At 34.8% G+C, this 26,348-nt stretch carries 21 protein-coding genes and 1 riboswitch; of the genes, 5 read left to right on the forward strand and 16 right to left on the reverse strand.

Annotation, left to right across the window (positions count from 1 at the left end):
- Nucleotides 1-31: 31 nt before the first annotated feature.
- From EDD66_RS01135 to EDD66_RS01190, 12 genes are all read right to left on the reverse strand, one after another.
- Nucleotides 32-1,486 (reverse strand): hypothetical protein, encoded by a 1,455-nt coding sequence (locus tag EDD66_RS01135; protein WP_123607708.1) that lies wholly within the window; start codon nucleotides 1,484-1,486, stop codon nucleotides 32-34.
- On the reverse strand, nucleotides 1,483-2,493 hold the full coding sequence (locus tag EDD66_RS01140) for a hypothetical protein (RefSeq protein WP_123607709.1): 1,011 nt from the start codon (nucleotides 2,491-2,493) through the stop codon (nucleotides 1,483-1,485). Before EDD66_RS01140 ends, EDD66_RS01135 begins: the two co-directional genes overlap by 4 nt.
- A 44-nt stretch (nucleotides 2,494-2,537) precedes the next feature.
- Nucleotides 2,538-4,166, reverse strand: a complete 1,629-nt coding sequence (locus EDD66_RS01145; protein ID WP_123607710.1) for an Eco57I restriction-modification methylase domain-containing protein — start codon at nucleotides 4,164-4,166, stop codon at nucleotides 2,538-2,540.
- Nucleotides 4,167-4,174: 8 nt separating this feature from the next.
- Nucleotides 4,175-7,174, reverse strand: a complete 3,000-nt coding sequence (locus tag EDD66_RS01150) for an Eco57I restriction-modification methylase domain-containing protein (protein ID WP_123607711.1) — start codon at nucleotides 7,172-7,174, stop codon at nucleotides 4,175-4,177.
- Between the two features lie 14 nt (nucleotides 7,175-7,188).
- Nucleotides 7,189-7,461, reverse strand: a complete 273-nt coding sequence (locus tag EDD66_RS01155) for a helix-turn-helix domain-containing protein (protein ID WP_094378059.1) — start codon at nucleotides 7,459-7,461, stop codon at nucleotides 7,189-7,191.
- A 144-nt stretch (nucleotides 7,462-7,605) separates the two neighbouring features.
- Nucleotides 7,606-8,019, reverse strand: coding sequence for a hypothetical protein (locus tag EDD66_RS01160; protein WP_123607712.1), 414 nt, complete (start codon nucleotides 8,017-8,019; stop codon nucleotides 7,606-7,608).
- Nucleotides 8,020-8,100: 81 nt separating this feature from the next.
- A complete protein-coding gene (locus EDD66_RS01165) occupies nucleotides 8,101-9,417 on the reverse strand; it encodes a plasmid recombination protein (RefSeq protein WP_123607713.1) in 1,317 nt (438 codons plus the stop codon).
- A 658-nt stretch (nucleotides 9,418-10,075) separates the two neighbouring features.
- Entirely contained in the window at nucleotides 10,076-10,456 is a 381-nt protein-coding gene (locus tag EDD66_RS01170; protein WP_123607714.1) for a TnpV protein, read from the reverse strand.
- Between the two features lie 160 nt (nucleotides 10,457-10,616).
- Entirely contained in the window at nucleotides 10,617-11,594 is a 978-nt protein-coding gene (locus EDD66_RS01175) for an AAA family ATPase (protein WP_123607715.1), read from the reverse strand.
- 8 nt (nucleotides 11,595-11,602) lie between these two features.
- Entirely contained in the window at nucleotides 11,603-11,923 is a 321-nt protein-coding gene (locus tag EDD66_RS01180) for a plasmid mobilization protein (protein ID WP_123607716.1), read from the reverse strand.
- Nucleotides 11,901-13,010, reverse strand: coding sequence for a site-specific integrase (locus EDD66_RS01185; protein WP_123607717.1), 1,110 nt, complete (start codon nucleotides 13,008-13,010; stop codon nucleotides 11,901-11,903). The genes EDD66_RS01180 and EDD66_RS01185 overlap by 23 nt, the downstream gene beginning before the upstream one ends.
- Nucleotides 13,011-13,031: 21 nt before the next feature.
- On the reverse strand, nucleotides 13,032-13,220 hold the full coding sequence (locus tag EDD66_RS01190) for a MerR family transcriptional regulator (protein WP_123607718.1): 189 nt from the start codon (nucleotides 13,218-13,220) through the stop codon (nucleotides 13,032-13,034).
- Nucleotides 13,221-13,652: 432 nt separating this feature from the next.
- Between EDD66_RS01190 and EDD66_RS01195 the strand changes: the two genes are divergently transcribed.
- Nucleotides 13,653-14,159 (forward strand): helix-turn-helix domain-containing protein, encoded by a 507-nt coding sequence (locus EDD66_RS01195; protein WP_123607719.1) that lies wholly within the window; start codon nucleotides 13,653-13,655, stop codon nucleotides 14,157-14,159.
- 93 nt (nucleotides 14,160-14,252) lie between these two features.
- Nucleotides 14,253-16,319, forward strand: a complete 2,067-nt coding sequence (locus tag EDD66_RS01200; RefSeq protein WP_123607720.1) for an AIPR family protein — start codon at nucleotides 14,253-14,255, stop codon at nucleotides 16,317-16,319.
- A 74-nt stretch (nucleotides 16,320-16,393) separates the two neighbouring features.
- Here the strand turns inward: EDD66_RS01200 and guaA are convergent, their stop codons facing one another.
- The 4 genes from guaA to uvrB form a co-directional block, all read right to left on the reverse strand.
- Entirely contained in the window at nucleotides 16,394-17,935 is a 1,542-nt protein-coding gene (gene guaA / locus EDD66_RS01205) for a glutamine-hydrolyzing GMP synthase (RefSeq protein ID WP_123607721.1), read from the reverse strand.
- Nucleotides 17,936-18,469: 534 nt separating this feature from the next.
- Entirely contained in the window at nucleotides 18,470-19,051 is a 582-nt protein-coding gene (gene yfbR / locus EDD66_RS01210) for a 5'-deoxynucleotidase (protein ID WP_123608049.1), read from the reverse strand.
- 10 nt (nucleotides 19,052-19,061) lie between these two features.
- Nucleotides 19,062-21,896, reverse strand: a complete 2,835-nt coding sequence (gene uvrA / locus EDD66_RS01215) for an excinuclease ABC subunit UvrA (protein ID WP_123607722.1) — start codon at nucleotides 21,894-21,896, stop codon at nucleotides 19,062-19,064.
- 76 nt (nucleotides 21,897-21,972) lie between these two features.
- On the reverse strand, nucleotides 21,973-23,958 hold the full coding sequence (gene uvrB, locus EDD66_RS01220) for an excinuclease ABC subunit UvrB (protein WP_123607723.1): 1,986 nt from the start codon (nucleotides 23,956-23,958) through the stop codon (nucleotides 21,973-21,975).
- 305 nt (nucleotides 23,959-24,263) lie between these two features.
- Nucleotides 24,264-24,500, forward strand: a riboswitch (cobalamin riboswitch).
- Nucleotides 24,501-24,537: 37 nt separating this feature from the next.
- On the opposite strand from uvrB, the gene EDD66_RS18335 reads away from it, so the two are divergent.
- Genes EDD66_RS18335 through EDD66_RS01230 form a run of 3 tightly spaced genes read left to right on the forward strand, consistent with a single transcriptional unit; the run spans nucleotide 24,538 to nucleotide 26,324 of the window.
- Nucleotides 24,538-24,693, forward strand: coding sequence for a hypothetical protein (locus tag EDD66_RS18335; protein ID WP_170164204.1), 156 nt, complete (start codon nucleotides 24,538-24,540; stop codon nucleotides 24,691-24,693).
- 54 nt (nucleotides 24,694-24,747) lie between these two features.
- A complete protein-coding gene (gene cobT, locus EDD66_RS01225) occupies nucleotides 24,748-25,800 on the forward strand; it encodes a nicotinate-nucleotide--dimethylbenzimidazole phosphoribosyltransferase (RefSeq protein WP_123607724.1) in 1,053 nt (350 codons plus the stop codon).
- An 11-nt stretch (nucleotides 25,801-25,811) separates the two neighbouring features.
- Complete coding sequence (locus EDD66_RS01230) at nucleotides 25,812-26,324, forward strand: bifunctional adenosylcobinamide kinase/adenosylcobinamide-phosphate guanylyltransferase (RefSeq protein ID WP_123607725.1); 513 nt, start codon at nucleotides 25,812-25,814, stop codon at nucleotides 26,322-26,324.
- Nucleotides 26,325-26,348: the final 24 nt, after the last annotated feature.

A 26,348-nucleotide genomic window follows, 5' to 3' on the forward strand; every position in this document is an offset into this window, starting at 1 on the left:
TTAGTATCTAAATATGCTTTCATGTCTAAATTTAATTAAATTCTTCAACCATCTGATCAATCAGTTTATCTTTTATCTCTATCAAATTTATATCGTCAAAATCATATGAATATATAGATGCTAAAATAACTTGATTTTCAGAGAAATCTCGTTTCAAAATATTCATCATGGCATTTACATTCTGTCTATCCACTTCTTTTCCACTTGGCGAATCCAATATAATGGGTAGTTTGATATTTAACTTCTTTTGAATTTCAATAATACAGGCTAACCTGTATGCAAATACCATTTTATGCAAAACTGCTCCAGATAACTCTTTCAAATTGCTTGTAAATAAATAATTAACCTTCTCGTTTAATCCAAGTTCTAATTCATCGGTGTATTTTATGATTACCTTAAACATTTCGTCAACAATTGCATTATTATGTCTTGTTGCTTCTGTAATCCCAGCGACTACCAATGAATGTTCTTTTTCAAGTTTAGAAATTATATTACTAATAGTTGTTATGTCAATATTAAATTTGACAATATTTTTATCAAATTCTTTCAAAATCGATTCTGATTTTCCAAATGAAAACTGATCATCTTGAATAGGTAATTCTAACTTGATCTTATCAATTTTTTTGCTTATTGAAGATAATTCAGAAGCAATGAGTCTCCTTTTTGCTGCTAGTAAATCTTCGTATTCATCCATATCAACTATGGTATCTTTTGTTACCGGAATCTCTTCCCCTGAACTTGACCTTACTCTAATCTTCATGCTTTCAACATATTTACGAAAAGAATCATTTTTCTTAATAACATCGTCAATTCTTTTAAGTTCTTTTTTAACCATGTCATAATCAAAGTTAAGAATATCTAATTTGTTTTGTAGCTCTTCATCATATGATTCAGAAACTAATTCATCTTTTAAATCGTTAATTTCTTCCTTGTACTTGGAAATATTCATCATCTGTCTATATTTTTTCAGCTCATTAGACAAATGTTTTTCTTTAAAAATTAATTCTTTACATTCTCTATCAGAAAGCCCTCTTATTAATTGTTCAATATTGAAATGTATGCTTCCAATTGCCTTTCCCCGATTTAATAGGGTCCACCCTTTTTCCTGATCGACATAAATAGCCCCTAGTATATTTTCCAAAATATCTACGTTATCTGTATTCCATAATAATTTATGAAATTCCATTTGATCATGAGGCAAAAAGAATTTTTTTTCTTCTTGCAGATAATTAACCTGAAGGTAATCATTTTCTCTTCTTATAATTACATTTCCAATCTCACAGTATACTTCTGTTTCAAAAATACATTTTTCAAACTTTATTTTCTTTGTATTAGGAATTGGATATCCTAAAGAAAATAGAAGTATTCTCAACAAGGTCGTTTTTCCTCTCGTGTTCTTACTACTAAATACAAGATTCACCTTTTCATCCCATATAATTTTTCTTTCAAACATTCCTTCTCGTATGTATGTTTTAATAAATTTCAAAGTCTCACCTTCTTTTTTATATCGGAAATCATTCTTTTCTGTTTCAAAATATTATACATAATTATCTGTATTAACTGTTGCTTGATTTCTTCATCAACTTCTATATTTTCAAACTCATCCAAATGATTTTCCCAAGAATTTGCAATGAAACTCCTAAGTTTATCACTAACTTTCCCTTGAAAATCATAAGATTGGTAATCTGAAATGATTTTTGTAGCATATTCAAATCTCTCTATACGACTATTTATCAAAGTTTTATATGTATTGACTAAGTCTCTATAATTACACTCATCAATTTCATCTAATATATACGAATCACATTTTTGTACATCGGTTGAAAGGACAATAATTGGCCAAATCAACTCTTTTTTAGATACCGTAATATCTGGTTTTGAAGTAGAGGCATTTTCAAATAATTCACGTTGCCATATCTCCATTATTTCTTGCCCCATACCAGTTACATTAGGGCTAATATCATACAAAAATTCTATAATTTTATGTTTAATCTCTTTATATCGTTCTTCAAAATTATTTGTTTCAAATGGAATAATTCTAATCGCAAATTGGTTAACATCCATTGAAATGTCATATTCTAAAGCTGATATCATTTTATTAATATTTTTTTGATAATCTTCTGGCAAAGAATCATATGACCTGACTGCATTTCCGTAAAATATACTCTTATTTTTTTCATCATTGAAAGGGTTGGGTGAGTTCGTTATATAAACTAATTGCTCAGAATTTCCTACCTGATATGCATCAGATAAAGATGCTATGGCGTCATTCAACTTTTTTCTTACATTCCTAAAATCCGTGCTACTTTCTTCAACAGATTTAACTTGAGAGTAAATAGTTTTTCCATTTGATAGAAGTATCTCTATATCTTCTGTTTTTCCCTCAACGCGTACGTTTTGAGCCTCTGTGATATTATCGAGCATTAATACAATTGCCGCATTGATTTGAAAATCCCAACCAAAAACAGTCGCAGATGCATTTCGTTTAGTCATTGAATTTCCCAACCTTTCAAAATAATATATTTCTCATAATCCTCTTAACTTCGTTTTAATCTTCTTCCCTGCATTTTTTTCCAAATCAACCTAGCTTCTTCGCACATCGTAGAATCAATCCCGATTTCGTCAACCAAGATTTCTTGATCCACAATATCTAATGCATTTTCTATTTCTTCCTCATTTCTTACGATTGTGTCAATTCTTGCTAACACTTCTCTTACCTTCTCCAGCGGTATCTGATTAAGCTTTGGCACCAAAATATTTCCTACTTCACCTGGCAATATTTCAAGGACTCCACCGCCATAACTTCTTCCACATAACTCTGTAAACGCAAAAGAAATGCTATTATAATAGGATAATACTATTCTTTCAGGATCAATTCCAGTATTAAATTTGATCCTATGCATTGTATCAGTAGAAACAGCATTACACCTATTCAACACGAATTTAGGATATAAGTTATTTCTTCTTAAGAAAAATGCATCAGGAACCCATATAGACGGAATTCGATACCATCTATCCCTGATTGAACATTTATATCCTATATGTTCCTCATTTTTTTCTCCAAGTTTGATATATTCTCTATGTTTTTTAGGATAATCACTAATATCTTTGTCGGGAAAATCTATTAAATATGCTGCTTTTTCTTTCTTAACATTTTTTTGCCAATCCTCATCCTCAAAATAAATACTATGCGCATGAGAGCTTCTTCCAATGAGAGGACGAACCACCTCTTGTAATTCATATTTTTTTACCACTTCACTGCTTACGGAAAAATATTTATTATTACCAGTTGTTATTCCCACGTTAATAAGCGCAACATCTGATAGCTTTTGAAATCTTTCATCTTCCTTTATTTTCCGTATTAATTCATTTTCTTTCTTATTTGTAAAATATTTCGTCCACTTTTCATGTACATGCTGCATTTTTTGAAATCCGTTGGTTTCAATATCAAACGTTTCTAAATCATCCAAATTATTAAGCTCAACAATTCGGATTCCCTTCTCTTGTTTTCCCTTTTCCCCAATAAACACCACTATTTCTTGCTCAATATCAGGAAAAACCAATTCTTCAAATGTTATCAATGTAATCTTTGACAACGAATTTGACAAAAATAATCTTAAGTCTTCTGCATATGCCACTTGTAATATTTCTGCTGGAATAACAAATGCTATTTTCCCATTATCACTCAGCATATGGACGCATGCAACAATAAATCCAACCCACGTATTAACTAACTTATTTGCCTTCATCCCATGAGAAGTCAAAATTGTAGACATCATATCTCTCTGTTCTTCTTCAAGATATTGATATCTGATATATGGAGGATTTCCAAGAATTAAATCATACTTTTTTTTATCAGAATACTGTTTATAAAAATCAAAAAAATCTTTATTTAATACATTAACTTTCTTTTCATTTATTAAACGACTCTTTAACTTTTTCACTTCACTTTTCTTAATTTCAACAGCTGTGATGGAAGCTATTTTTTCGATGTATCCAGTCTTTATTAATCCATCAATAAATACTCCGTCACCACAACTTGGTTCCAGTATTTCATTTATATTTTCATCATCTCGAAATAACTCCACCATCATTTCGGCTAATGGCAATGGTGTGTAATAAGCACCTCTTAACTTCTGCTCTGTGCTATCCTCTTTCAATTTCATATCATCACCTAAAATTTCTGCTGATAAACACGAGTTATTAGTTCCTCGATTTGCTTTATCAACTTATTTTTTTCCTTTTCAAGAATATTTAATGTTGCTTTATCCGATTTTTCTTCCATTTCATAATTCAACTCATATATTCTCTTTGTGTTAGAAACAACTGTATTATATAAATTATTTTGCTTCTCATCCTTAAAATCCAAAGATACGATCGGTATTTTCTTCAATAAAAATGTACCTCTGGCAGTAAATCCACCTTCAAAATCACTCCCATTCATCTGAAAAATCTTTTCTGTAAATGGATGTGATAAATATGCTTGAATATACTCTAACGAATAGTTACTATCTGATAACTCGCTGATAGCACAGTATCCCGCAGTGCCACCCGATGCGATTAGCATATCACTATCATCATATGCATACATTGGTTCTTTACTTAACACACGTACAATAAGTTTTGGTGTGTTAATAAATGCAGTTAAAGCTTGTGTTCTCCCATACTTATACCAAGTGTCTTCTGTTGCATCTGAGATATCGCGTCCGATTCCACCATTCAAACATTTAGGCACTAATCTATCATAGCAAGCTTCTAAGTACTGGAATATCCCTGGATATTGCCTTTTCATTACACTTTTCTCAATCAACTTTCCTTCTGAATCATAGGGAAAAATAATTCTCTTATCCGTTTTCAAAATAGAATAAGTCTTCATTCCCTTTTCAGTTTTCTTAGTTGGCTTGAAATAAGGTTTAAGTAAGTTTTTTTCAATCTTATATTCTGAACCAAATTTATTTATTCTAACTTCTTGCTCATTTTCTTCTATAATGCATGATTCATCAAACCAATACACTTCTTTTTTGTCAGAAAAAGATTCTGCTCGTTCTGCACTTGTTTGGATTCCATTAAATACATTTGCCGCTTTAGAAAGCGGTATGGTTTTCCCTTCTAAAGCATTGAGTATTTTCAAAAATTCTATGTCAGTTGATAGACTCCATGGCTCTTGATTCAATCTTATATTTTTGATTTTAACACTTTGATTCTCTTCTCCTGACCATAGTTCTGCTAAAGAAGACACATGAGAATAATTCATTTCATCACATGTATTCTTACCAATTGTTACGATAGCGCTGTATATGGTTTTATCAGGAAATAGTTGTGCATCTCCAAAATCATCCATTCTCTTGATGTTTTTACATAGAAGTTTTCTCAGTTCTTGACCCGCGGCTATTTTATAGAATTTGTTTGGTATGATATAGCAAAGTACACCTGAATCTTTTAAGACTTCTAATGATTTTTCGACAAATAAAAAGTATTTATCAAATTGCTTATATGCACTTGAATACTTACCTTTATAAATACCAAATTCAGTTTCATTTGATAATGAATGCATATCTTCTGTTTTTACATAAGGCGGATTTCCTAATACAACGTCGAATTTTTCTCCATTATTTATTTCGTTCCAATCAAATGGAACTATTTCTAAAAGCTCTTTTGTGGAGATATTAATCCCTTCAATATCTTTATCTGTTACCAGTGAATTACCATGCATTATATTAGCAGATAATTCAGGTAAAATAGGCGTAGCGTTTTTCACAGATGGTTCCGTTTCATCTTCAATCAACTTTAATATTAACGAAAACTTGCTTACTTCAACAGCGTGAATATCTATATCGATCCCATAAATACAATTTTTTAATATTTCCTTCTTATCTTTAATTGGCAATTTATGTTTTCCATTACTCATTTCTAATAAGTATTCTGGTTTATTTATTTCGTACCATTGTGTACAATAATCAACCAGATACTGATACGCTTCCTCCAAGAAAACTCCTGACCCACATGCAATATCTATAACTCTGAGATTCAAGATTTCTGTTGGACTTTTACTCTCACAAATTGATTCCAAAGTATTTTTCACCATATACTTAACAATTTCTGTTGGAGTACTAACAACTGATCTGTACTTATATTCATTTTTCTTTGCTAACTCTACGTTTCCATCCACAACAATTAAGCATTCTGTCAAAAATGCTTCATATATCTTACCAAGTATACTTGGCTCGATTATTGTAAACAAGTAAGGCGTAGCTGGATAATAAAGGGACATTATTATTTCAAAAATAATATCACTATTCAAATCAAAAATAGGAGTTTCTCCTTTGAAAAGTCCAGAATTATAGCGTTTATCTGCTTCCTTAAATACTTGTGTCAATGAATTCTGTAAATCTTCCTTGTTCGCAGCCACCTCATAGAGTTTTGAATACAACGGTAAATTTCTGTCTTCACAAATACGAAGAAAAATTACCTGATTTATAAAATCCTGCACTGTATCGTTTAAAACGTCTATATTTTGATATTTGCTATCCTTTGTATATAGATATTTTCCTAGTCTCAATCGCCACTTATTAATCTGCTCCAAGAATGTATCATCGATTTCTGTATGAAATCTATTTTTATCCTGTAGATTAGTTTTAGCAAATTCATCATATTTTCCGTTATATACATTATCTCTAGAAATTAAGTCATATATCTCTTGGTATTTCTCTGCATACTCCATAAAATGATACTTTCGAAATACAGAAGTATTTACCCCATCGCCCTCTTTTGGTTTATTTGTTGTATCATATACGATCATATTTTCAAAGTTGGTCAATATTGCCAGAACATGTTTTGCATTCCATCCGTATTTTCTAGCTTGCATCGATGGTTCAATGTCAGCAGTTATATCAACGCTCGGTTTCTTTGCTTCTACGAACATTTTAGAAACACCATTGAGCGTTAATGTATAATCTGGTCTTTCCGAACTATTTGAAAACTGCTCAACCACTACTTCTTTATACTGTGGCAATTTCCCTTTTTCATTCTGAACATCCCATCCAAAACATTCTAGTAATGGACTGATATATTCATCTCGACAAGATTGTTCATTATATGAATTTTTCTTATCCTTGTAATAATTCATACTTTTCTGATATTGTAATATTAACCGTTTTAATCTATCTTCTCTCATATATCACACCTCCATTACCCAATTTTTGTATTAATTGATTCTACTGCTTTAAGTATAAGTTCAGCCTTGTCCGTTAGAACGTACTTTCCACGCATTTGCTGTTCAATAAATCCCTCTTTTTGTAATACACCAAACATAGAGTTTACTTTCATTTTACTATAATTAAGCGATTCAGCTATTTCTAACTGTGTTAAAGGTATAATCTTTTTATCCAATACAATAGCTTCATTATCGTGCATTAGCTTTAATAAATCATAATAATCGTTTAGAAATACCTCGAATCCCATTCTGATCACCTTGTTCTTTCATAATTACATAAATTTATACCATTATAACACATTAATTATTATGTTAAAACACAAATATTTGATATTTATATATCAAAAAAAGTAACTGTAATCCTTGAATTGGTCACAATTACTTTTTAATAATTAATCGATAGATATAACAAATGTTCCATCTTCTTCGCTTGATAATGTCAAATCTTTGCCAGTAATATCTTGATCTGTCAACGCTGGTATGGCATTTTCCCAATGCAAAATAGTTGTAACATTGTCTTGATTAGACTCACGATGTAGTTCATGAGTTACTTTGAGTTGGTAATTTCCCTTACTTTCTCCGTCTATTTGTAAATCAACTTTGATTTCAGTTTTTTCACCTTTCTCTGTAGGTATCCAATCGCATCCGCTGAAGACGTCATTTCTAAAATAACTTTTCTGGTCAATTTTAGTTCCGCCAACGGTATATTCCGCTTGGGATAAGCGAAGATTACAAGTTGGATTGCTTCCATCAGATGGCTGTTGTGCATCAGATTTAGGCAAATTACTTTTTTTCCACTTTTCCATCTCACTCCCCTCCTTCCTGCCTACTATTTTATATCAGTACGACAAAAAACAAAAGAAGTTTCCAGAAAATTTATTCATTGTTTACCGACCTTTTCTCCACTCCTCATAATACTTATTCATTTCCCTCTGTTGCTTATGCATTCTCCGAATCTCTTCCACTGCCTTAATCATCTCGTCAATCTGCTCTGGTGTTAAATATTCTGCAATCTTATCAAAATTATCCGCCTTTACCTGTAACGTGGATATGCAAGCATCTTTTTCTTTTATCTGTCTCCTAAGATCAGCCACATTCTCTGAAATAGTCTCCATTTCAAATTCCAATCGTCTAATTTTCACTTTCAAATCAGCATATTTACCGTAAACCGTTCGTACCAACTGCTTAAGCTTCTTTATAAATGGATCTACAATCTTCTCCTTATAGTTCTTTGCAGACATTAACGCTGTTGGCTGTTCTATTTGATATTCTCTACCATTATCAATCTCATACATAATTGAATCCACAGAAGCAACCGCCTCTGACATAGCCATAAATTTAGTATTTATTGCAGCAAATTCCTTATTCAGCTGATTGTTCTTGTCCACTAGAGCTTCATTCTCCAATTGGGTCATCGTCTTGATAGTTTCCAAATTCTCCAGTTCATGCTTGCTTTTCCCAAGAAGTTTATTTGTTTTAAGGAATTCTTCCTCTGTACTATCAACCTGCTTTTCAAGAGCCTCAACCTCTTTTATCCGTTCCTGCTTTTTGTAGTCATAAACGGATAAATGCTGATTATGAGTACCAAGCTGCTTCCATTTCACACCATAACGCTCCATAACAGCGGCAAGCTCCCGCTTTTCTGCTTCTACCCAGCGATGCCATTCTGTATCTTGTCTTGAACTTCCAACAAAACCCTGCTTCGCTAAAGCTCCTTTTAAAGAAACTCTTGTAGTAAGCCCTCTAGTACTTTCTGCAATAAAAGGAACATAATCCACATGAAGATGTGGTGTTTCTTCATCCATATGAATCACTGCATTAAATACTCTTAGATTTGGATTACGTTTCTGAAATCCATGATAATATTCGCTCAGTATATTTCTAGCAGTTTCACCTTTCCAATCACGAGCATTCATATCATCTTTATTTCCAATCTGAATCACAATTTCATGAAAAGTTTTTTCCTGCTTACTCCGTGAAATCTTTTCATAATAGTTCTTGATCTGCCTGTCTTTCCGTGTTTGTTTATCGTTGTAACTTTTTAATGCCTGATCAAACAATTCATGATAAACTGTTTTTATATTGTCATTGATAAAAGTTACATTGAGAGCAGTTCTACTTGAATCCACATTATCAGCAGTAAATGTTCTGTTGTTATGATTCAAGGAGCCTTCTCCATTCATAATACTTATTGTCCTCTCCATACATTTCTCCTCCAATTTATTGTGGCATCGCACCACCCTCTCTTATCTGTAATAGGTGCCGGTCACGGCACGTAATGAACGATTTCTCAAGGAAAGTTTTGTTACTTTTGTCAAAAGTAACGCAAAAGCACTTTTGTCATCAAAGTCCCACTACGTGAGCCATTGCCGACAAAAATGCAACCTGATAAAACAGGTTTTGCGCCCTTCGGGGTTAAATATAGCGGACTCACCATGGTGACTCCGCATATCATAAATAAATCCTTAATATAATAATTTCTGGTAGGACTTTGTCCTGTCAAAAATACAAATGGTAGGACAAAGTCCTACCATTCCGTAAATATGGTATTGAGAACTCCTACCACGATTACCCATATTAATTCGAGTGATAGCACAATATACACTCACTTTCTCCCTTTGATAGCAATTAATGCCATCACCAACTTGATTTGATAGCATTTTGTGCACTCACTAAAGTTTTTCGAGTGAATGCACTTTTTACTATCACATCGGCTCTGCGATAGCACTTTTTACCATCACTACCCCAAAATGACAGCATGAACTGCTATCACAATTTGCAAAATGTTCCCATGGACATAGACACATAAATTGCAACCTTCGAACACAATTTTTGCACCTAGTCCAAGCTGAGAACATGATATTAATGAAATTGATACACTACGTCATGAAACACCATTTCTTCTGCCATCATTCTCGCTTGATTCCGTAAATGCAACTGCTCCATAAAAGAATTTGCATTTCTCGGTTTATGCTTCTGCAACCAGCCACTTTCAATATCATCAAGCAAATCATATGCAACTTCATTTACTTCCATAGCTTTGCTGTTCAACTCTCCGAATCTCACCAGACTACGATATCGAATTGGATAAATACTCTTCATATGACCAATCCACATTCTTCCATACTTTCCCACGTCTTTCAGTTGTTCTTCTTCTGTTGGAACAGATAAGACAGGATAAAATATCCCATCAATTTCCTGATATTCAATTTCTAATTTTTCAAATATGGTTTGTTTTCTCATGATTTTATAATTCCTTTCATTCATTTCAAGACCGCAACACCGCAAGGAGCCTCTAATTGCAACCTTACATTTTGCACTCTTGATTTATTATAAGAACAACATCGCAAAGACAAGTCCGCAAATCATGATACTTTGCAATGTTGCGTTCTTCCTAAATACCCTATGCTTCATCATTGCTTAGATCCCAATACCAACTGTTATTAACCTTTTTCGCATTGATTCCAAGTTCGCTTTTGGCAGTTTCTAAGGTTCGCTTAGATATTCCCTCCTGCTTTGCCTGCTCAATAATTTCTGTGCTGAGAATCTTCACGTTATCTCCCGACAACTCTCTTAAGAACTGTTTCGCCTGCTCAAGTTTACTACCTTTTGGAATAATTCCACCTAGAACTTCGTCAGCAGTGATTTCATAATCACCGCACCAACGAAATCCCTCTTCACACAGTTCAAATGCTTTGGCATGACCAAACGCTGCTAGATTATTTTTTATCTGTATCACTGCTCGCATATTATCCTGCCCTTCAATTCTTCCAACAAGAATGACGCTTCTTGCTACTGCGAAAAAATCAATGGAACCCATTCCACGATATGCCGCCTTATTTCCACCAGCTTTATTCATATGACCGATAAGAACAATGGCACATCCTGTTTTTTCAGCTAATGATCCAAGCTTCTTTGTCATATCTCTAGTTTCATTAGCACGATTCATATCTGTACCGCCACCTAAATATGCCTGAATTGGATCTAATATCAGAAGCTTTGCTTTCTGCCTAACAATAGCTTCCTCCAATCGTTCATCCACCATAGAAATGGATTTCTCACTTTCATCAATAATAGAGATACGACTACAATCTGCTCCTGCCTGTTCAAGTCTTGGTTTTACCGTATCAGCAAGTCCATCCTCAGCAGTCTGATAAATCACATTCATTGGCTCCATCGGTGTCATATCCTCTTCAAATCCTTCCCCTTTGGATAGTCTAGCCGCAATATTTAGTATCAAAGTACTTTTTCCATCTCCTGGATCTCCCTGAATAATGGTAAGCTTCCCATAAGGGATAAACGGATACCACAGCCAGTCCACCTGACTTGCCATGATATCCGCCATATTAATCATCTTAAGTTCAATATTCTGTTCTTCCATAGCGCCTCCTACAATTTATTTACTTCTGACATAATCTCCAGAATTGTTCGAAGTGGAGTAAGAAGTTCCTCTTCCATGTCTGAAGCTTTCTCAATACGAATTAGCTCCTTTTCGATATGCTGTAAATGCTTCCGAAATTCATCGTACATAGCCTTGTGACCTCTTACAGTTATCTGCTGATACAATGCACTCTGTATCAAATAATCCTGCTTTTGTATCCCACATAATTTTACACGGTCATTCAGTTCTTTTGCCTCCTCTGGAGACATCCGAAATCCAACATTTAAGCTTCTCCAGCGATTCTTTTTATCTAGTATCTTCTGACTCATCGTTCATGCTCTCACTTTCCATTCTTTCAAAATTTAATCTCTCTGCCATTGCAATCTGCTTACTCGGAAACATATGGCTATAATGATAGGTAATACGAATACTTTCATGCCCAACCCTATTTGCAATATCTACCGCAGTAAAACCAGCATCAATTAACAAAGAAATATGTGAATGCCTTAGATCATGAATTGTAATTCTCTTAACTCCTGATCCTTTGCTCCCACGATCCATTTCATGGTGAAGAAAACTTTTCGTTACCTGAAACAAACGATCTGTTGGCTTGCATTTATAAAGCATATTCATATAATCCCTCATTTCACTTACCAAGAAATCCGGCATAGAAATGAAACGATTACTTTTTGCTGTCTTTGGTGAAGTAATTACATCCTTGCCCTCTAATCTCTGATATGATTTATTAATGGTTAAATTTTTCTTCTCCAAATCAAAATCATTCATGGTCAGTGCAAGTAGTTCTCCGACACGGATACCACACCAATATAAAATCTCAAAAGCATAATAGGATTGAGGTTTATCTTTAATTACATCTGCAAATTTCAAATATTCCTCTTTTGTCCAAAATAGCATTTCTTCTTTGGACTCTTTCCCCATATTCCCAGCTTTCTTAGATGGATTTTCATTCAGATTATAAAATCTGACCGCATGATTAAATAAACATGACAGCTCATCATGAATTGTTTTCAGATAGCCGGGCTTAAATCGTTCACCGTTTTCTTTCTTCGATTCAATCATTACATTCTGCCATTTCAAAATATCTGCGGCTGTAATCTCATTCATCTTACGCTCTCCAAAGTATGGTAATACTTTTCCTGTGATAATGTGTTTCTTCGTAAGCCATGTGTTTAATTTCAACTTTGGCTTCATATCCTCTTCATATAATTTGTAAAACTCATTCATGGTCATATCCAAGTTTTCGCTCTGCTTCAACTTGAAATTCCGTTCCCATTCCAAGGCCTCGCGTTTTGTTGCGAAGCCTCGTTTGGTTTTACCTTTATTCTCTCCCTTCCAATTGCGGTAGTAGAAAAATACATACCACTTGCCGGTCTTCTGGTCTTTGTATGCTGACATCCATTGCCCTCCTTAATTCTATTAATTAGCTTTTTGTAAGCCATAAAAACGTTCCATAAAATATTGTCTGCTGACTCTGCCAGCGATTGTTACAAAATCTTTGCCGTTCAACTCGTCATTCAGTTGTCTAATAATCTTGTATGCAGTAGGTTTTTTCACTCCTAAGATTTCAACCACTTCATTTACATCCATAAACATACTTACTTCCATTCACATGCCTCCTTTCGTATTATTAGTTGTTTTGCATTCTACATATATCTTGGTGTTCCCATTTCAGGCAACCTCTGCTGCATTATCAGCTGTGGGCTTCTTCTGTTCAAGATCCTTTCCCACCTTTTAAAGGAGTGTCATTATGTTTTGCTCCACCATTTCTGGTATTATCGCAAAATCTGTTGCCAAGATATATCGCTATTCAATTTTCAGTAATTCATTTCTTTCTTATCTGTCCTCCTTTTTTCACTTAATGTTATTTCGTTAAGTCATGTTTATGTGTTGTATTATACTTAATGTTTTTCTATTAGTCAACATATTTTCATTAACTAAATGTAATTTTATTTATTAAAACAATTTTATTAAGTTTGTGTTGAGTTTCAGAGCAGGCTCTGCTATACTAGATTTAATAAAAAATACAGGAGGTTTCCTATGACAACAGGTAAGAGAATTCGATTTATCCGTACCTTTCGAGGTATGACACAAAAAGAACTCGGAATTGCTTTGGGATTTGATGCAGGAAGTGCAGACATCAGAGTTTCACAATATGAATCTGACAACAGAAAAACCATCAAGGAGCCTATGCTGCACCAGATGGCTGAAATTTTAAAAGTAAATTACAATGCACTAAAGACATATGAATTTGATAATCCATTGGATGTGATGGAATCTTTTTTCTGGTTTGAAGAGGAATTTCCGTTGCAGATAGCTCTGTTTGAATTTCAGACGGATAAGGATATTGATAAGCCGTCAATGAAGATTCCAGCTGGTACAGATGGAGAAGCTATTGAATCGCCGATTGCAGTAATGTTTGCATTACCGGAATATCGAAGATGTTTTAAAGAATGGCAACAAAAAAAACGTGACTACCATAATGGGGTAATCACGAAGGAAGAATATGTGGAGTGGAAATTGCAGTGGGATTATAAATCTATATAAACTTTTAATTATATAACATCATCTATTACTTTGATTCTTGTGAAAGTTATTTTACTATACTCAATCCTAAAATACAAAGGAGATTAGCCAAATATGGACATTATATTGAACAATTATTTTCAAAAATTTATTACTGAACAGAATTTAGACAAAAAAAATCTCGAGAAGAACTTCGAAAAATTTATTAATTATATATGTTTATCCTCAAAGAACATACTAAATTTTGATTTATTCTCATCATGTGTAGGAAATGGAGACGACGCTGGAATTGACGGATTTGCTCTCTCCATTAATAATCGTTACATTAATAATATCTCAGAATTAACTACTTTAATCAATACCGGAATGGATTTTTCGATTGAGTTTTTCTTTATTCAATCAAAAACCTCAGAGGCTTTTACAACAAAAGAAATTGGTACTTTCGGTGATGGCGTTGCAGATATGTTTAGACCTGTTGATGTAACAAAGAAAAAAATGAACGAATTAATAACTGAAAAATATAATATGGTTCAAAAAATTCTTCAAAATTATGAATTTATTAAAACAATAAAAATTAATTTGTACTATATTACTCCTGGTACTTATGTTGAAGATGATAACCATATATCAACCAAAAATAGAATAATGGAGACGCTATTGTTACTAGATATTTTTAAGAAAGATGATATATGCATTCAAATACTAGATAAAGCATTTATCAGAAAACAATACGAATTAACGAAAGTTCAAAATAGTGCAACTTTTGAATTGAATAATAAAATTGAAATTCCATATATAGCCGGCGTCAAAGAATCTTATTTTGCAGTTATGCCTATAAAAGAATATTTGAAAATAATAATTGATGATAGTGACCGAATTCGTCGTGGTATATTTGAATTGAATGTACGTGATTTTGCTGGTTCAGAAGATAATCGTGTTAATCAAGATATTATCCAAACACTTAACTCAGACCATAAAGAAACATTTGGCTTGCTAAATAATGGTATAACTATAGTTGGCAAGTCATTAGACAAGGGACAAGGACAATATACTATTAAAAACTTTTATATCGTGAATGGATGTCAAACAACAAATATATTATATGAAAACAGAGATCTCATCAATGCAGAAATGTGGATAAGCGTTAAAATCGTAATTACTCAAAATGACAAAATAATAAAAGATATTGTAAAAGCTACAAATAACCAAACAGAAGTTCAAGAAATACAATTGTTATCAATGGATGAATATCAAGAAGAGTTGGAAAGTTTCTACAATACATACGACACTTTTACACAATTATATTATGAAAGAAGAGATGGACAATACCGTGATAGACAAGATGTTGAAAGTTCTAAAATTATAAGTCCAGAGTTACAAATGAAATGTTTTGCTTCTGTGTTTTTAGCTTCTCCTCATATAGCTAGTAGATTTGTTGGCAAACTGCAAGAAGAAGTCAGTAAAAAAATATTTGTGAATGACCATAAACCTATAATGTATTATACTTCTAGTTTTCTAAATTATAGAATTGAAAATACATTTAAAAATGAACTAATAGAACAAACATATTATAAATTCAAATATCATATTGAAATGATTATATCTCATTTAGTTTGGGTTAAAGAAAAAACACCGCCGGCAAACTCTCGTAAAATGGAAGATTATTGCCTAAAGTTACTTAATGCGGTAAATGATGATAGCAGTTTCTTCTCTTTATTAGAAGCAGCAAAAACATGCGTTAAAGATGTTATCAAAAACTTAAATAATACAGAAGCAAATAAAACACTTGGAATTGTTAATGAATTACTTTTATATTCTGAAATTGAATGGAATGAAAAAGATATAAATCAAGCTACTGTATTTATTTCACAAATTGATGAATATTTAACTCCTTTTTATAATATGGGATTCTTTGATGGCGACTTAAGATATAACTTTGAAACAAATCTAAGTTTCTTAGAAACCTTTATTGCTAATAAGCCAACTATAAAAAAATTGATATCCCCAGACTTTTTCTCTGAAATTAGGGATGGCTTAGATGAAAAAAATAGACAAAGTAGAAAAGACAAATCCTTTTTAATCTATAATAAATTTAACAAGGACTTGAAGACTTTAGTTTCTAATAAATTAGAACTTGCACAAAATTTTAAACAAAGACATTCTACTGACAATAACTTTTAATATCAATTTAATATCAACCCCAAAAAACAAATCCTACAACCCTCATAAACACTGGGATGTAGGATTTTCCTTTATTACTCAAACTCTATCGTTGCAGGTGGTTTCCCGGTACAATCATACATTACTCTATTCACACCTTTAACCTCATTCACTATCCTACTGGACACCTTACCAATTACTTCCCAAGGCAACTCAGCAAATTCCGCAGTCATAAAATCCGTTGTAGTAACCGCTCTTAACGCAATGGCATAATCGTAAGTTCTTTCATCGCCCATGACACCTACGGAACGCATATTAGTCAATGCTGCAAAGTACTGGCCGATTTGCTTATCAATACCTGCTTTGGCGATTTCTTCACGGTAAATGAAATCTGCATCTTGTACGATACGTACTTTTTCTGGGGTTACGGCTCCGATGATACGGATGCCAAGGCCTGGGCCTGGGAATGGTTGTCTATAAACTAATTGTTCAGGGATTCCAAGTTCCAGTCCTGCTTTTCTAACTTCATCTTTAAATAAGTCACGAAGTGGTTCAATGATTTCTTTGAAGTCTACATAATCAGGAAGTCCTCCAACATTATGGTGGGATTTAATGACTGCTGATTTTCCAAGACCACTTTCGATAACATCCGGGTAGATGGTACCTTGTACTAAGAAGTCGACCACTCCAATCTTCTTTGCTTCTTCTTCGAAGACACGGATGAATTCTTCCCCGATGATTTTTCTTTTCGCTTCCGGTTCTTCTACTTCATCTAATTTTTTATAGAATCTATCCTGGGCATTTACACGGATAAAGTTAAGGTCATAATGTCCGCTAGGTCCAAATACTGCTTCTACTTCATCTCCTTCGTTTTTACGAAGCAGGCCGTGGTCTACGAATACGCAGGTAAGCTGTTTTCCAATGGCTTTTGATAATAATACAGCGGCCACTGAGGAATCTACACCACCGGATAGAGCACATAATACTTTGCCGTTGCCAACTTTTTCACGGATTTCTTTGATGCTGGTTTCCACGAAAGAATCCATCTTCCAGTCACCGGAACAATTACATATATTATATAGGAAGTTACGAAGCATCTTTGTTCCTTCTGTAGTATGCATTACTTCCGGGTGGAATTGTACGGAATATAATTTCTGGTCTGGGTTTTCGAATGCTGCAACAGGACAGGATTCCGAATGTGCAGTAACTTTGAAACCATCTGCTAATTTTGAGATATAATCTGTATGGCTCATCCAGCAGACTGTTTTATTTGAAACACCTTCGAACAATTTAGAACTGGCTTCAACTTCTATTTCTGTTTTACCATATTCTCTTACTGGTGCTTTACTTACGGTTCCACCAAGCAGATATGTCATGAGCTGGGATCCATAGCAGATTCCAAGTACCGGGATACCTAAGTTAAAGATTTCCTTATCACATCTTGGTGAATCCTCTTCATATACACTATTTGGACCACCAGTGAATATAATTCCCTTTGGTGCAAGTTCTCTTATTTTATCTATGCTTATATTATATGGCAATACTTCACAGTACACATTACACTCTCTTACTCGTCTTGCGATTAATTGATTATACTGACCGCCAAAATCGAGTATGATAACTAATTCCTTTTTCACGGGTTTTCCTCCTGATTCTATCAATAGCTTGTTTTTAATTATTAGCATTATTCTACAACATTCTCTTATATTTAACCAGTCCCAAATAAATTTTTGAATAAAATGTCTTATTATTGCTTAAATTGTAACCATATTCTATATAGTTTGTTATAAGGATATGGATCCATAAAAATACTCCAGTTTCAGTTTATAAATTATAGTTATGTTCTATATAATCTGCCATAATAATTGATTTATTCTTGTTAACATAACTTATGTGGATATACTTACATATTCATTTGAATCTCAAATCTAGCTTGAAAGATTCCTTTCAAACTTATACTTAACAAATACTTGGGAAATTCCAAAGCTTTGGTTATTTATTAGTTTCCCAATTACCTATTATACTTAGCAAATTTTACGATGAAATTAATTCACTATTTTAAAAATGAATTGAGGGATAGAATCGAGAACTCATTTCATATAAAACAATACACCAATCCTATCTTAATAGAATTGGTGTATATGGAATTATCGCACGATATCAAGTGGGACTTAATTCAACTCATCCAGATTCATTTCAAATCCAGGTAAGAATTCCTTCATAAAGATCTCCACTTCCTTAAGTTCCATATCTTTTAATACTTTCTTTAAAGAGTTCTCTGCATTTATAAATTCTGTATTCCCTGTTTTTCTCTCTTCCATACACTTGATCAATGCGGATAACTTGTCTGCCGCCTTTACTAATCTCCACAGATATTCTTCATCTTTGTTTTTAAAAAAGACAGATTCATAATCCTCTTTTAAATCCTCTGGCAGCATAGAGAGCAGTTGTTTTGAAGCACCTTTCTCGATATCTTTAAAGGCACTTTGTATCTGTAGATTGTGATATTTAATTGGGGTAGGCATATCTCCGGTGATAATCTCGCTGGAATCATGATAGATTGCAATCAAAGCCGCTTTACTAACATCCAGATGATTTCCCAATCTGCGATTACTGATCACTGCAAGGGCATGGACCAGCATGGCAACTTCAAGAGAATGTTCGCTTAAATTCTCTTCTCTTGAGTTACGCATTAGTGCCCAACGCTTGATATATTTCATTCTTGAAATCATTGCAAAGAAGTTATATTTCATACTTACCATCCTACTCTTCCAGACACTTCTTAATATAAACACCTGTATGGGATTTCTTATTCTTCGCCACTTCTTCCGGTGTTCCCTTGGCAATTACCGTACCACCTTTATCTCCGCCTTCCGGACCGATATCAATGATATAGTCTGCGGTCTTGATCACATCAAGGTTATGTTCGATGACTACTACTGTGTTACCCCCTTCGGATAAACGATGTAATATCTCAATTAACTTATGGACATCTGCAAAATGTAAACCTGTGGTAGGCTCATCTAAGATATAGATTGTCTTTCCGGTGCTGCGTTTACTAAGTTCTGTTGCAAGCTTGATTCTTTGTGCTTCTCCACCGGATAAAGTGGTGGAAGGTTGTCCAAGCCTTATATAGGATAAACCAACGTCGTTCAGGGTTTCAATTTTTCTCTTTATGGATGGCATATTCTCGAAGAAGGTAAGTGCTTCTTCTACCGTCATGTCAAGCACATCATAGATACTCTTTCCTTTATATTTTACTTCTAAGGTTTCTCTGTTATAACGTTTTCCATTACATACTTCACATGGAACATAGATATCAGGTAAGAAGTTCATTTCGATCTTGATGATACCGTCACCGCTGCAGGCTTCACATCTGCCGCCTTTTACGTTGAAACTAAACCTTCCCTTTTTATAGCCTTTTGTTTTCGCATCCTGGGTTGCCGCAAAAAGGTCTCTGATCTGATCAAATACCCCTGTATACGTTGCAGGATTGGATCTTGGAGTACGGCCAATTGGAGATTGGTCAATATTGATTACTTTATCCAGTTTTTCAATTCCAATCATCTTATCATGTTTACCCGGAATGCAGCGGGCACGGTTCAAGTCCCTTGCTAATCTCTTATATAGGATCTCATTTACCAAGGAACTTTTACCAGAACCGGATACCCCTGTAACACAAGTCATAATTCCAAGTGGAATATCAACACTTACATTCTTAAGGTTATTCTCTTTTGCACCTTTAATGGAGATGAATTCAGCAGGTTTCCTTCTCTCTTTTGGTACAGGTATCTTAATTCTTCTGCTTAGGTAAGCTCCTGTAACAGAATCTTTCACTTTCATGATCTCTTTGGCAGTTCCCGATGCAATGACTTGTCCACCATGTTCTCCTGCTCCAGGACCAATATCCACAATATAATCTGCTGCAAACATGGTATCTTCATCATGTTCTACCACAATCAGTGTATTACCCAAATTTTTAAGGTTGTTCAATGTCATTAATAATTTATCATTATCTCTTTGATGAAGGCCGATACTTGGTTCATCTAAGATATAAGCAACTCCTACAAGACCAGACCCGATCTGGGTAGCCAGGCGGATTCTTTGAGCTTCACCTCCGGATAATGTTCCAGTAGCTCTTGACAGAGACAGGTAATCCAGCCCCACATCAATCAAGAATTTAATTCTGGATCTTATTTCTTTTAATACAAGTTCTCCAATCTTTAACTGCATTGGTGTCAATTGAAGATTCTCCATAAAGGCAGATAGGTCACGGATAGAATAGTCTGTAATTTCAGAGATATTCTTATCTCCTACGGTTACTGCCAATGCCTCTTTCTTAAGACGTCTGCCCCCGCATTCCTTACATGGAGTAACTCTCATGAAAGACTCATACTCCTGTTTGCTGGAATCAGAGCCTGTTTCACGATACCTTCTCTCTACATTTCTAATCAGCCCTTCAAATGCAACATCATAAACACCTTCTCCACGCTGGCCTTTGTAATAAACTTTAACACTCTTTCCATTGGTTCCATGAATGATGATATTCTTAATCTTCTCCGGAAGTTTTTCATATGGAGTATTTAAATCAAATTTATATTCTTTCGCCAGGGCATCTAAAACAGCCCTTGTATAACTGGATTTGTCAACTGCTGACTGCCAGCCCATTACTGCAATGGCACCCTCGGTGATGCTAAGGGATTTATCCGGGATCATAAGATCCTCATCAAATTCCATCTTAATTCCCAGTCCGTGGCAATCAGGGCAGGCACCAAACGGATTATTAAAAGAAAATATTCTTGGTTCCACTTCGTCAATACTGATTCCACAGTCCGGACAGGAGAAGCTCTGGCTGAAGTTAAGTATTTCTCCTTCTACTACATCCACCACCAATAATCCATCTGAAAGTTTTAATACAGTTTCAATGGAATCGGATAATCTCTTCTCGATTCCTTCCTTTATGACTAATCGATCAATAATGATTTCGATATTATGCTTTTTGTTCTTATCCAGTTTAATCTCTTCTGATAATTCATAGAGATTTCCATCTACCATTACTCTCACATATCCGCTTTTCTTCGCCTGTTCGAAAATCTTAACATGCTCTCCTTTTCGGCCGCGGACAACGGGAGCCAGTAATTGAATCTTGGTTTTCTCAGGTAGTTTCATGATATCATCTACCATCTGATCTACCGTCTGTTTCTTAATCTCTTTCCCACAGTCCGGACAATGGGGGATACCTACCCTCGCATAGAGCAATCTGAAATAATCATAGATTTCTGTTACCGTTCCAACGGTAGATCTTGGATTACGGTTCGTAGACTTCTGGTCAATGGAGATCGCCGGTGGCAATCCTTCAATACTTTCTACATTAGGCTTTTCCATCTGTCCCAGGAATTGTCTTGCATAAGAAGACAAAGATTCCATATATCGTCTCTGGCCTTCTGCATAAATTGTATCAAATGCCAGAGAGGATTTTCCTGAACCGCTCAGTCCTGTTAATACTACGAACTGATCTCTTGGGATGTCAATATTAATATTCTTTAGGTTGTGCTCTTTGGCACCTCTGATTTTTATATAATGTTTCTTATCCGCCATTACTTTTTACCTCATTTTCTAATGCTTATGAATGAACATACATGCTGTATATCTTTATTTGCCAGTCAGACAGCAATTACTCTATATCATTTAGCTGCTTCTTTAACTCAACTAACTTATCTCTAAGATCTGCTGCCAATTCAAAATTAAGTTCTGCTGCTGCAGTATGCATCTCCTTGGATAATTTCTTAATCACTGCTTCTAATTCTTTCTTATTCATAGATTCTGGATCTTTATCAAACTTATAAGTTTCTGCTGAAGCTTTCTTAGAGATACTAATCAGATCTCTGACTGCTTTCTTAATAGTCGTTGGAGTAATACCATGTTCCTTATTATACTGATCCTGAATTCCACGTCTTCGGTTCGTCTCTGAAATTGCCTTGTTCATGGAATCCGTCATTTTATCTGCATACATGATAACCCGTCCGTCAGCATTACGTGCCGCACGGCCGATCGTCTGGATCAAGGATGTTTCAGAACGGAGGAAGCCTTCTTTATCTGCATCCAGGATGGCTACTAAAGTAATCTCCGGGATATCAAGTCCCTCTCTAAGAAGATTGATGCCGACCAGTACATCGAATACATCTAATCTCATATCCCTTATGATCTCAGAACGTTCCAGGGTATCAATGTCTGAGTGGAGATATTTTACCCTGATTCCCACTTCTCTCATATAATCTGTTAAATCTTCTGCCATTCGTTTTGTCAGAGTGGTCACCAGAACTTTATTCTTACCTGCAATCTCTTTATTCACTTCTGATATCAGGTCATCGATCTGTCCTTCCACTGGTTTTACAATTACCTCCGGATCAAGTAACCCCGTTGGACGAATGATCTGCTCCACCCTCATTAATTCATGTTCATTCTCATATACCGATGGTGTTGCAGATACGAACATCATCTGATTGATCTTATTTTCAAATTCATTAAAATTAAGAGGTCGGTTATCTTTTGCCGAAGGCAGACGGAAACCATAATCTACAAGGGTACTCTTTCTTGCCTGATCCCCTGCATGCATTCCTCTGACCTGTGGTATGGTAATATGGGATTCATCTACGATAATCAGGAAATCATCCGGAAAATAATCAATTAAAGTATTCGGTGTGCTTCCAGGTTCCAGCCCTGATAAATGTCTGGAATAATTCTCGATTCCGGAACAAAAACCAGTCTCACGGAGCATCTCTATATCAAAATTCGTCCGCTCTGAAATTCTTTGAGCTTCTAACAGTTTATCTTCACTTTTAAAATATTTCACCCGTTCTTCCAATTCTTCTTCGATAGTCTGAATTGCCCGCTCCATCTTATCCGGTGAAACTACATAGTGGGAAGCCGGAAAGATAGCGATATGTTCTAATGTACATCTGATTTCACCGGTTAATACATCTATCTCTGTAATTCGATCGATCTCATCTCCAAAGAATTCTACTCTTACTGCAGACTCATCAGAAGTTGCAGGGAATATCTCAACTACATCTCCTCTTACCCGGAAACTGCCACGTTTAAAATCCATATCATTTCTCGTATATTGAATATCCACCAGTTTCCTTAGTACACTGTCACGGTCTTTTATCATTCCAGGTCTGAGGGAGATTACCATTTCCTGATAGTCAATTGGATCACCTAACCCATAAATACAGGATACACTGGCTACAATGACCACGTCTCTTCTCTCAGATAATGCAGCTGTCGCTGAATGTCTCAGTTTATCAATCTCATCATTAATCGAAGAATCTTTTTCAATATAAGAATCTGTAGACGGAACATAGGCTTCCGGCTGATAATAATCATAATAACTTACAAAATACTCAACTGCATTCTCCGGAAAGAACTCTTTAAACTCTCCATAAAGCTGGGCAGCCAGGGTCTTATTATGAGCGATGATTAAAGTCGGTCGGTTAAGCTGTTGTATGACATTTGCCATGGTAAAGGTCTTGCCCGAACCGGTTACTCCAAGTAACGTCTCAAACTGGTTTCCACTTTTAAAACCTTCTACTAAAGCTTTGATGGCTTCTGGCTGATCACCGGTAGGCGCGTATTCTGAAACTAATTTAAAATCACTCATATTATCCCTCATTTCTATCCGTCTTTATAAATGTATCTATTTATCCTTACAGGTACTGTCCTTAAACGTCTTATTTATTATTCTCTATAATTAACATATCTTAAACAGTTATCTATTCTCTGATTAAGTCTTATATAAATTAAAACCCGATTCATATATGGCTTCAATCTATAAATCTTAATCGTTATTGATTATACCATATACCTCGCTAAGTGTTCACATTATAACATAGAAGATAATTTAACGCAATCATTTTTCGAATGTTTGTTCTGTTGCATTATTATTAAAGTGACTATATAATAACCTATAAGTTACATCCATATGGTGCTTCATTTTGTTAAAAGGGAATGCGGTTAAAATCCGCAACAGCCCCCGCTACTGTATTTGGGATGAAAGCTGCACATATAGCCATTGGATTTTTCATGAGGTTCAACCATCTGTCGGAAATCATAGTTTTCGTTGAATCAAATGATCTGTCTGAGAAGGCTGCAGTGAGTAAATTGACCATAAGTCAGGAAACCTGCCATATGTATTTTTTTGATTCTACTTCGGAGGGAAGTAAGGCGGAAGGAGATAACAATGAAATATAGGAATAAAATTTTTCTAGTACTACGTGCCATCACTCCGGCACTAGGTCTGATTGCCTGTAATCATACAGCAAACAATTCAAAATCTGCCAATCCTCAGAAGCAGTTAACAATTCTAAAACAACCCAAAATCCGGATACCTGGATAATGGAAGACTTTTTGTTCTTCAATGTTAAAATTAAAAATAGATACGGAGGCAAGTATGCGATTAACAGAAGCCTTAGATTTAATAGAATTGCCGGATCCGTTGGCTATGAGCCAGTGTAGAAACCGCTGGGATTCCATTGCCAAACCACTTCACAGCCTTGGAAAATTAGAGGACGGAATCATTCAGATCGCCGGAATTCAAAAAACTCATCAAGTTACTATAGATAAAAAAGCTTTAGTAATTATGTGCGCAGATAATGGTGTGGTCACAGAAGGTGTTACTCAGGTAGGAGGTGAAGTAACTGCTATCGTTTCTGAAAACTTTCTTACCGGTAATACCAGTGCGTGCATTATGGCAGAACAAAGCGGCACTGATGTATTTCCCATAGATATCGGCATGAATATAGATACTAAAGTTCCAAAGAAAAAAATTGCCTATGGAACGAAAAATATGTTACAGGAACCGGCTATGACCATGGAGCAAGCCATACAGGCCATTGAAGTTGGTATTAATACTGTATTGGAGTTAAAAGAGAAAGGTTATTCAATTATAGCCACCGGTGAAATGGGAATAGGAAATACAACCACCAGTAGCGCAATATCTGCGGTTCTCTTAGATATGCCGGTAGAATTCGTAACCGGCAAAGGAGCAGGCTTATCTGCTTTGGGATTGGAGCACAAAATCAGCGTAATAAAAAAATCCCTTGAAAAACATAAACCTGATAAGAATGATCCACTGGATGTCCTGTCGAAGGTGGGGGGTTTTGATATTGCCGGTTTAGTTGGTTTATATATAGGCGGTGCGGCAGCCAGGATTCCTGTTGTTATGGATGGGTTTATCTCCTCCGCAGCTGCATTAATGGCAATCCGTTTAGAACCTAAGATTGTGAATTATATTCTTCCATCCCATGTCTCCAATGAATATGGCGGCAAAATATTGCTTGATTCTATTGGGGTTGCTCCTTATCTTACCTGCAATATGAGTTTAGGAGAAGGCACCGGTGCAGTTGCTCTTTTTCCACTCCTGGATATGGGATTAGCAGTATATGAAAAAATGAGTACATTTGAACAGATTAATATAGATGCTTATCAACCTTTAGAATTATGATTGGAGTTTATATGGTAACAGTTGTGATTGGCGGAAGCAGCAGTGGTAAATCTGAATATGCAGAAAACCTGGCAGTACAACTAGGGCAGGATAACCTTATCTATATTGCTACCATGGAACCCTTTGGCGAAGAAAGCAAATTAAGAATAAAAAAACACCAGGCTATGCGTAGCAGCAAGAATTTCAAGACCATAGAATGTTTTACCGGACTGGATAAACTGCTTCTCTCTGCTGGTAATACTGTACTTTTAGAATGTATGTCTAATTTGGCTGCTAACGAGATGTTTTCAAGTTCCGGTGCAAAAGATAATGTATTTGCAGCCATACAAAAAGGAATCATGAATCTTTCAAAACAAGCAAATCATCTGATCATTGTAACGAATAATGTATTTGAAGATGGCTGTAATTATAGTAATGAAACGTTAGAGTATATTAAATTGTTAGGACATATAAATCAATGGATGGCCTCCATTGCAGATCAGGTGATTGAGGTGATTCATGGAATACCTGTTGTTATAAAATAGCTTTGACACTCTGGTAGACTATAT

Origin of the sequence: Mobilisporobacter senegalensis (genome assembly GCF_003752155.1) — a bacterium.
GTDB lineage: Bacteria > Bacillota > Clostridia > Lachnospirales > Lachnospiraceae > Mobilisporobacter > Mobilisporobacter senegalensis.

What these genes read in the sequence shown, in the direction of transcription:
- EDD66_RS01155 (WP_094378059.1), bottom strand. Translation starts at nt 7,461, where the DNA reads ATGGGATTCGAGGTATTTCTAAACGATTATTATGATTTATTAAAGCTA.
- EDD66_RS01150 (WP_123607711.1), bottom strand. Translation starts at nt 7,174, where the DNA reads ATGAGAGAAGATAGATTAAAACGGTTAATATTACAATATCAGAAAAGT.
- EDD66_RS01195 (WP_123607719.1), top strand. Translation starts at nt 13,653, where the DNA reads ATGACAACAGGTAAGAGAATTCGATTTATCCGTACCTTTCGAGGTATG.
- EDD66_RS01190 (WP_123607718.1), bottom strand. Translation starts at nt 13,220, where the DNA reads ATGGAAGTAAGTATGTTTATGGATGTAAATGAAGTGGTTGAAATCTTA.
- EDD66_RS01140 (WP_123607709.1), bottom strand. Translation starts at nt 2,493, where the DNA reads ATGACTAAACGAAATGCATCTGCGACTGTTTTTGGTTGGGATTTTCAA.
- yfbR (WP_123608049.1), bottom strand. Translation starts at nt 19,051, where the DNA reads ATGAAATATAACTTCTTTGCAATGATTTCAAGAATGAAATATATCAAG.
- EDD66_RS01160 (WP_123607712.1), bottom strand. Translation starts at nt 8,019, where the DNA reads ATGGAAAAGTGGAAAAAAAGTAATTTGCCTAAATCTGATGCACAACAG.
- EDD66_RS01230 (WP_123607725.1), top strand. Translation starts at nt 25,812, where the DNA reads ATGGTAACAGTTGTGATTGGCGGAAGCAGCAGTGGTAAATCTGAATAT.
- EDD66_RS01165 (WP_123607713.1), bottom strand. Translation starts at nt 9,417, where the DNA reads ATGGAGAGGACAATAAGTATTATGAATGGAGAAGGCTCCTTGAATCAT.
- cobT (WP_123607724.1), top strand. Translation starts at nt 24,748, where the DNA reads ATGCGATTAACAGAAGCCTTAGATTTAATAGAATTGCCGGATCCGTTG.
- EDD66_RS01175 (WP_123607715.1), bottom strand. Translation starts at nt 11,594, where the DNA reads ATGGAAGAACAGAATATTGAACTTAAGATGATTAATATGGCGGATATC.
- EDD66_RS01200 (WP_123607720.1), top strand. Translation starts at nt 14,253, where the DNA reads ATGGACATTATATTGAACAATTATTTTCAAAAATTTATTACTGAACAG.
- uvrA (WP_123607722.1), bottom strand. Translation starts at nt 21,896, where the DNA reads ATGGCGGATAAGAAACATTATATAAAAATCAGAGGTGCCAAAGAGCAC.
- EDD66_RS01185 (WP_123607717.1), bottom strand. Translation starts at nt 13,010, where the DNA reads ATGTCAGCATACAAAGACCAGAAGACCGGCAAGTGGTATGTATTTTTC.
- EDD66_RS01170 (WP_123607714.1), bottom strand. Translation starts at nt 10,456, where the DNA reads ATGAGAAAACAAACCATATTTGAAAAATTAGAAATTGAATATCAGGAA.
- uvrB (WP_123607723.1), bottom strand. Translation starts at nt 23,958, where the DNA reads ATGAGTGATTTTAAATTAGTTTCAGAATACGCGCCTACCGGTGATCAG.
- EDD66_RS01145 (WP_123607710.1), bottom strand. Translation starts at nt 4,166, where the DNA reads ATGAAATTGAAAGAGGATAGCACAGAGCAGAAGTTAAGAGGTGCTTAT.
- EDD66_RS18335 (WP_170164204.1), top strand. Translation starts at nt 24,538, where the DNA reads ATGAAATATAGGAATAAAATTTTTCTAGTACTACGTGCCATCACTCCG.
- EDD66_RS01180 (WP_123607716.1), bottom strand. Translation starts at nt 11,923, where the DNA reads ATGAGTCAGAAGATACTAGATAAAAAGAATCGCTGGAGAAGCTTAAAT.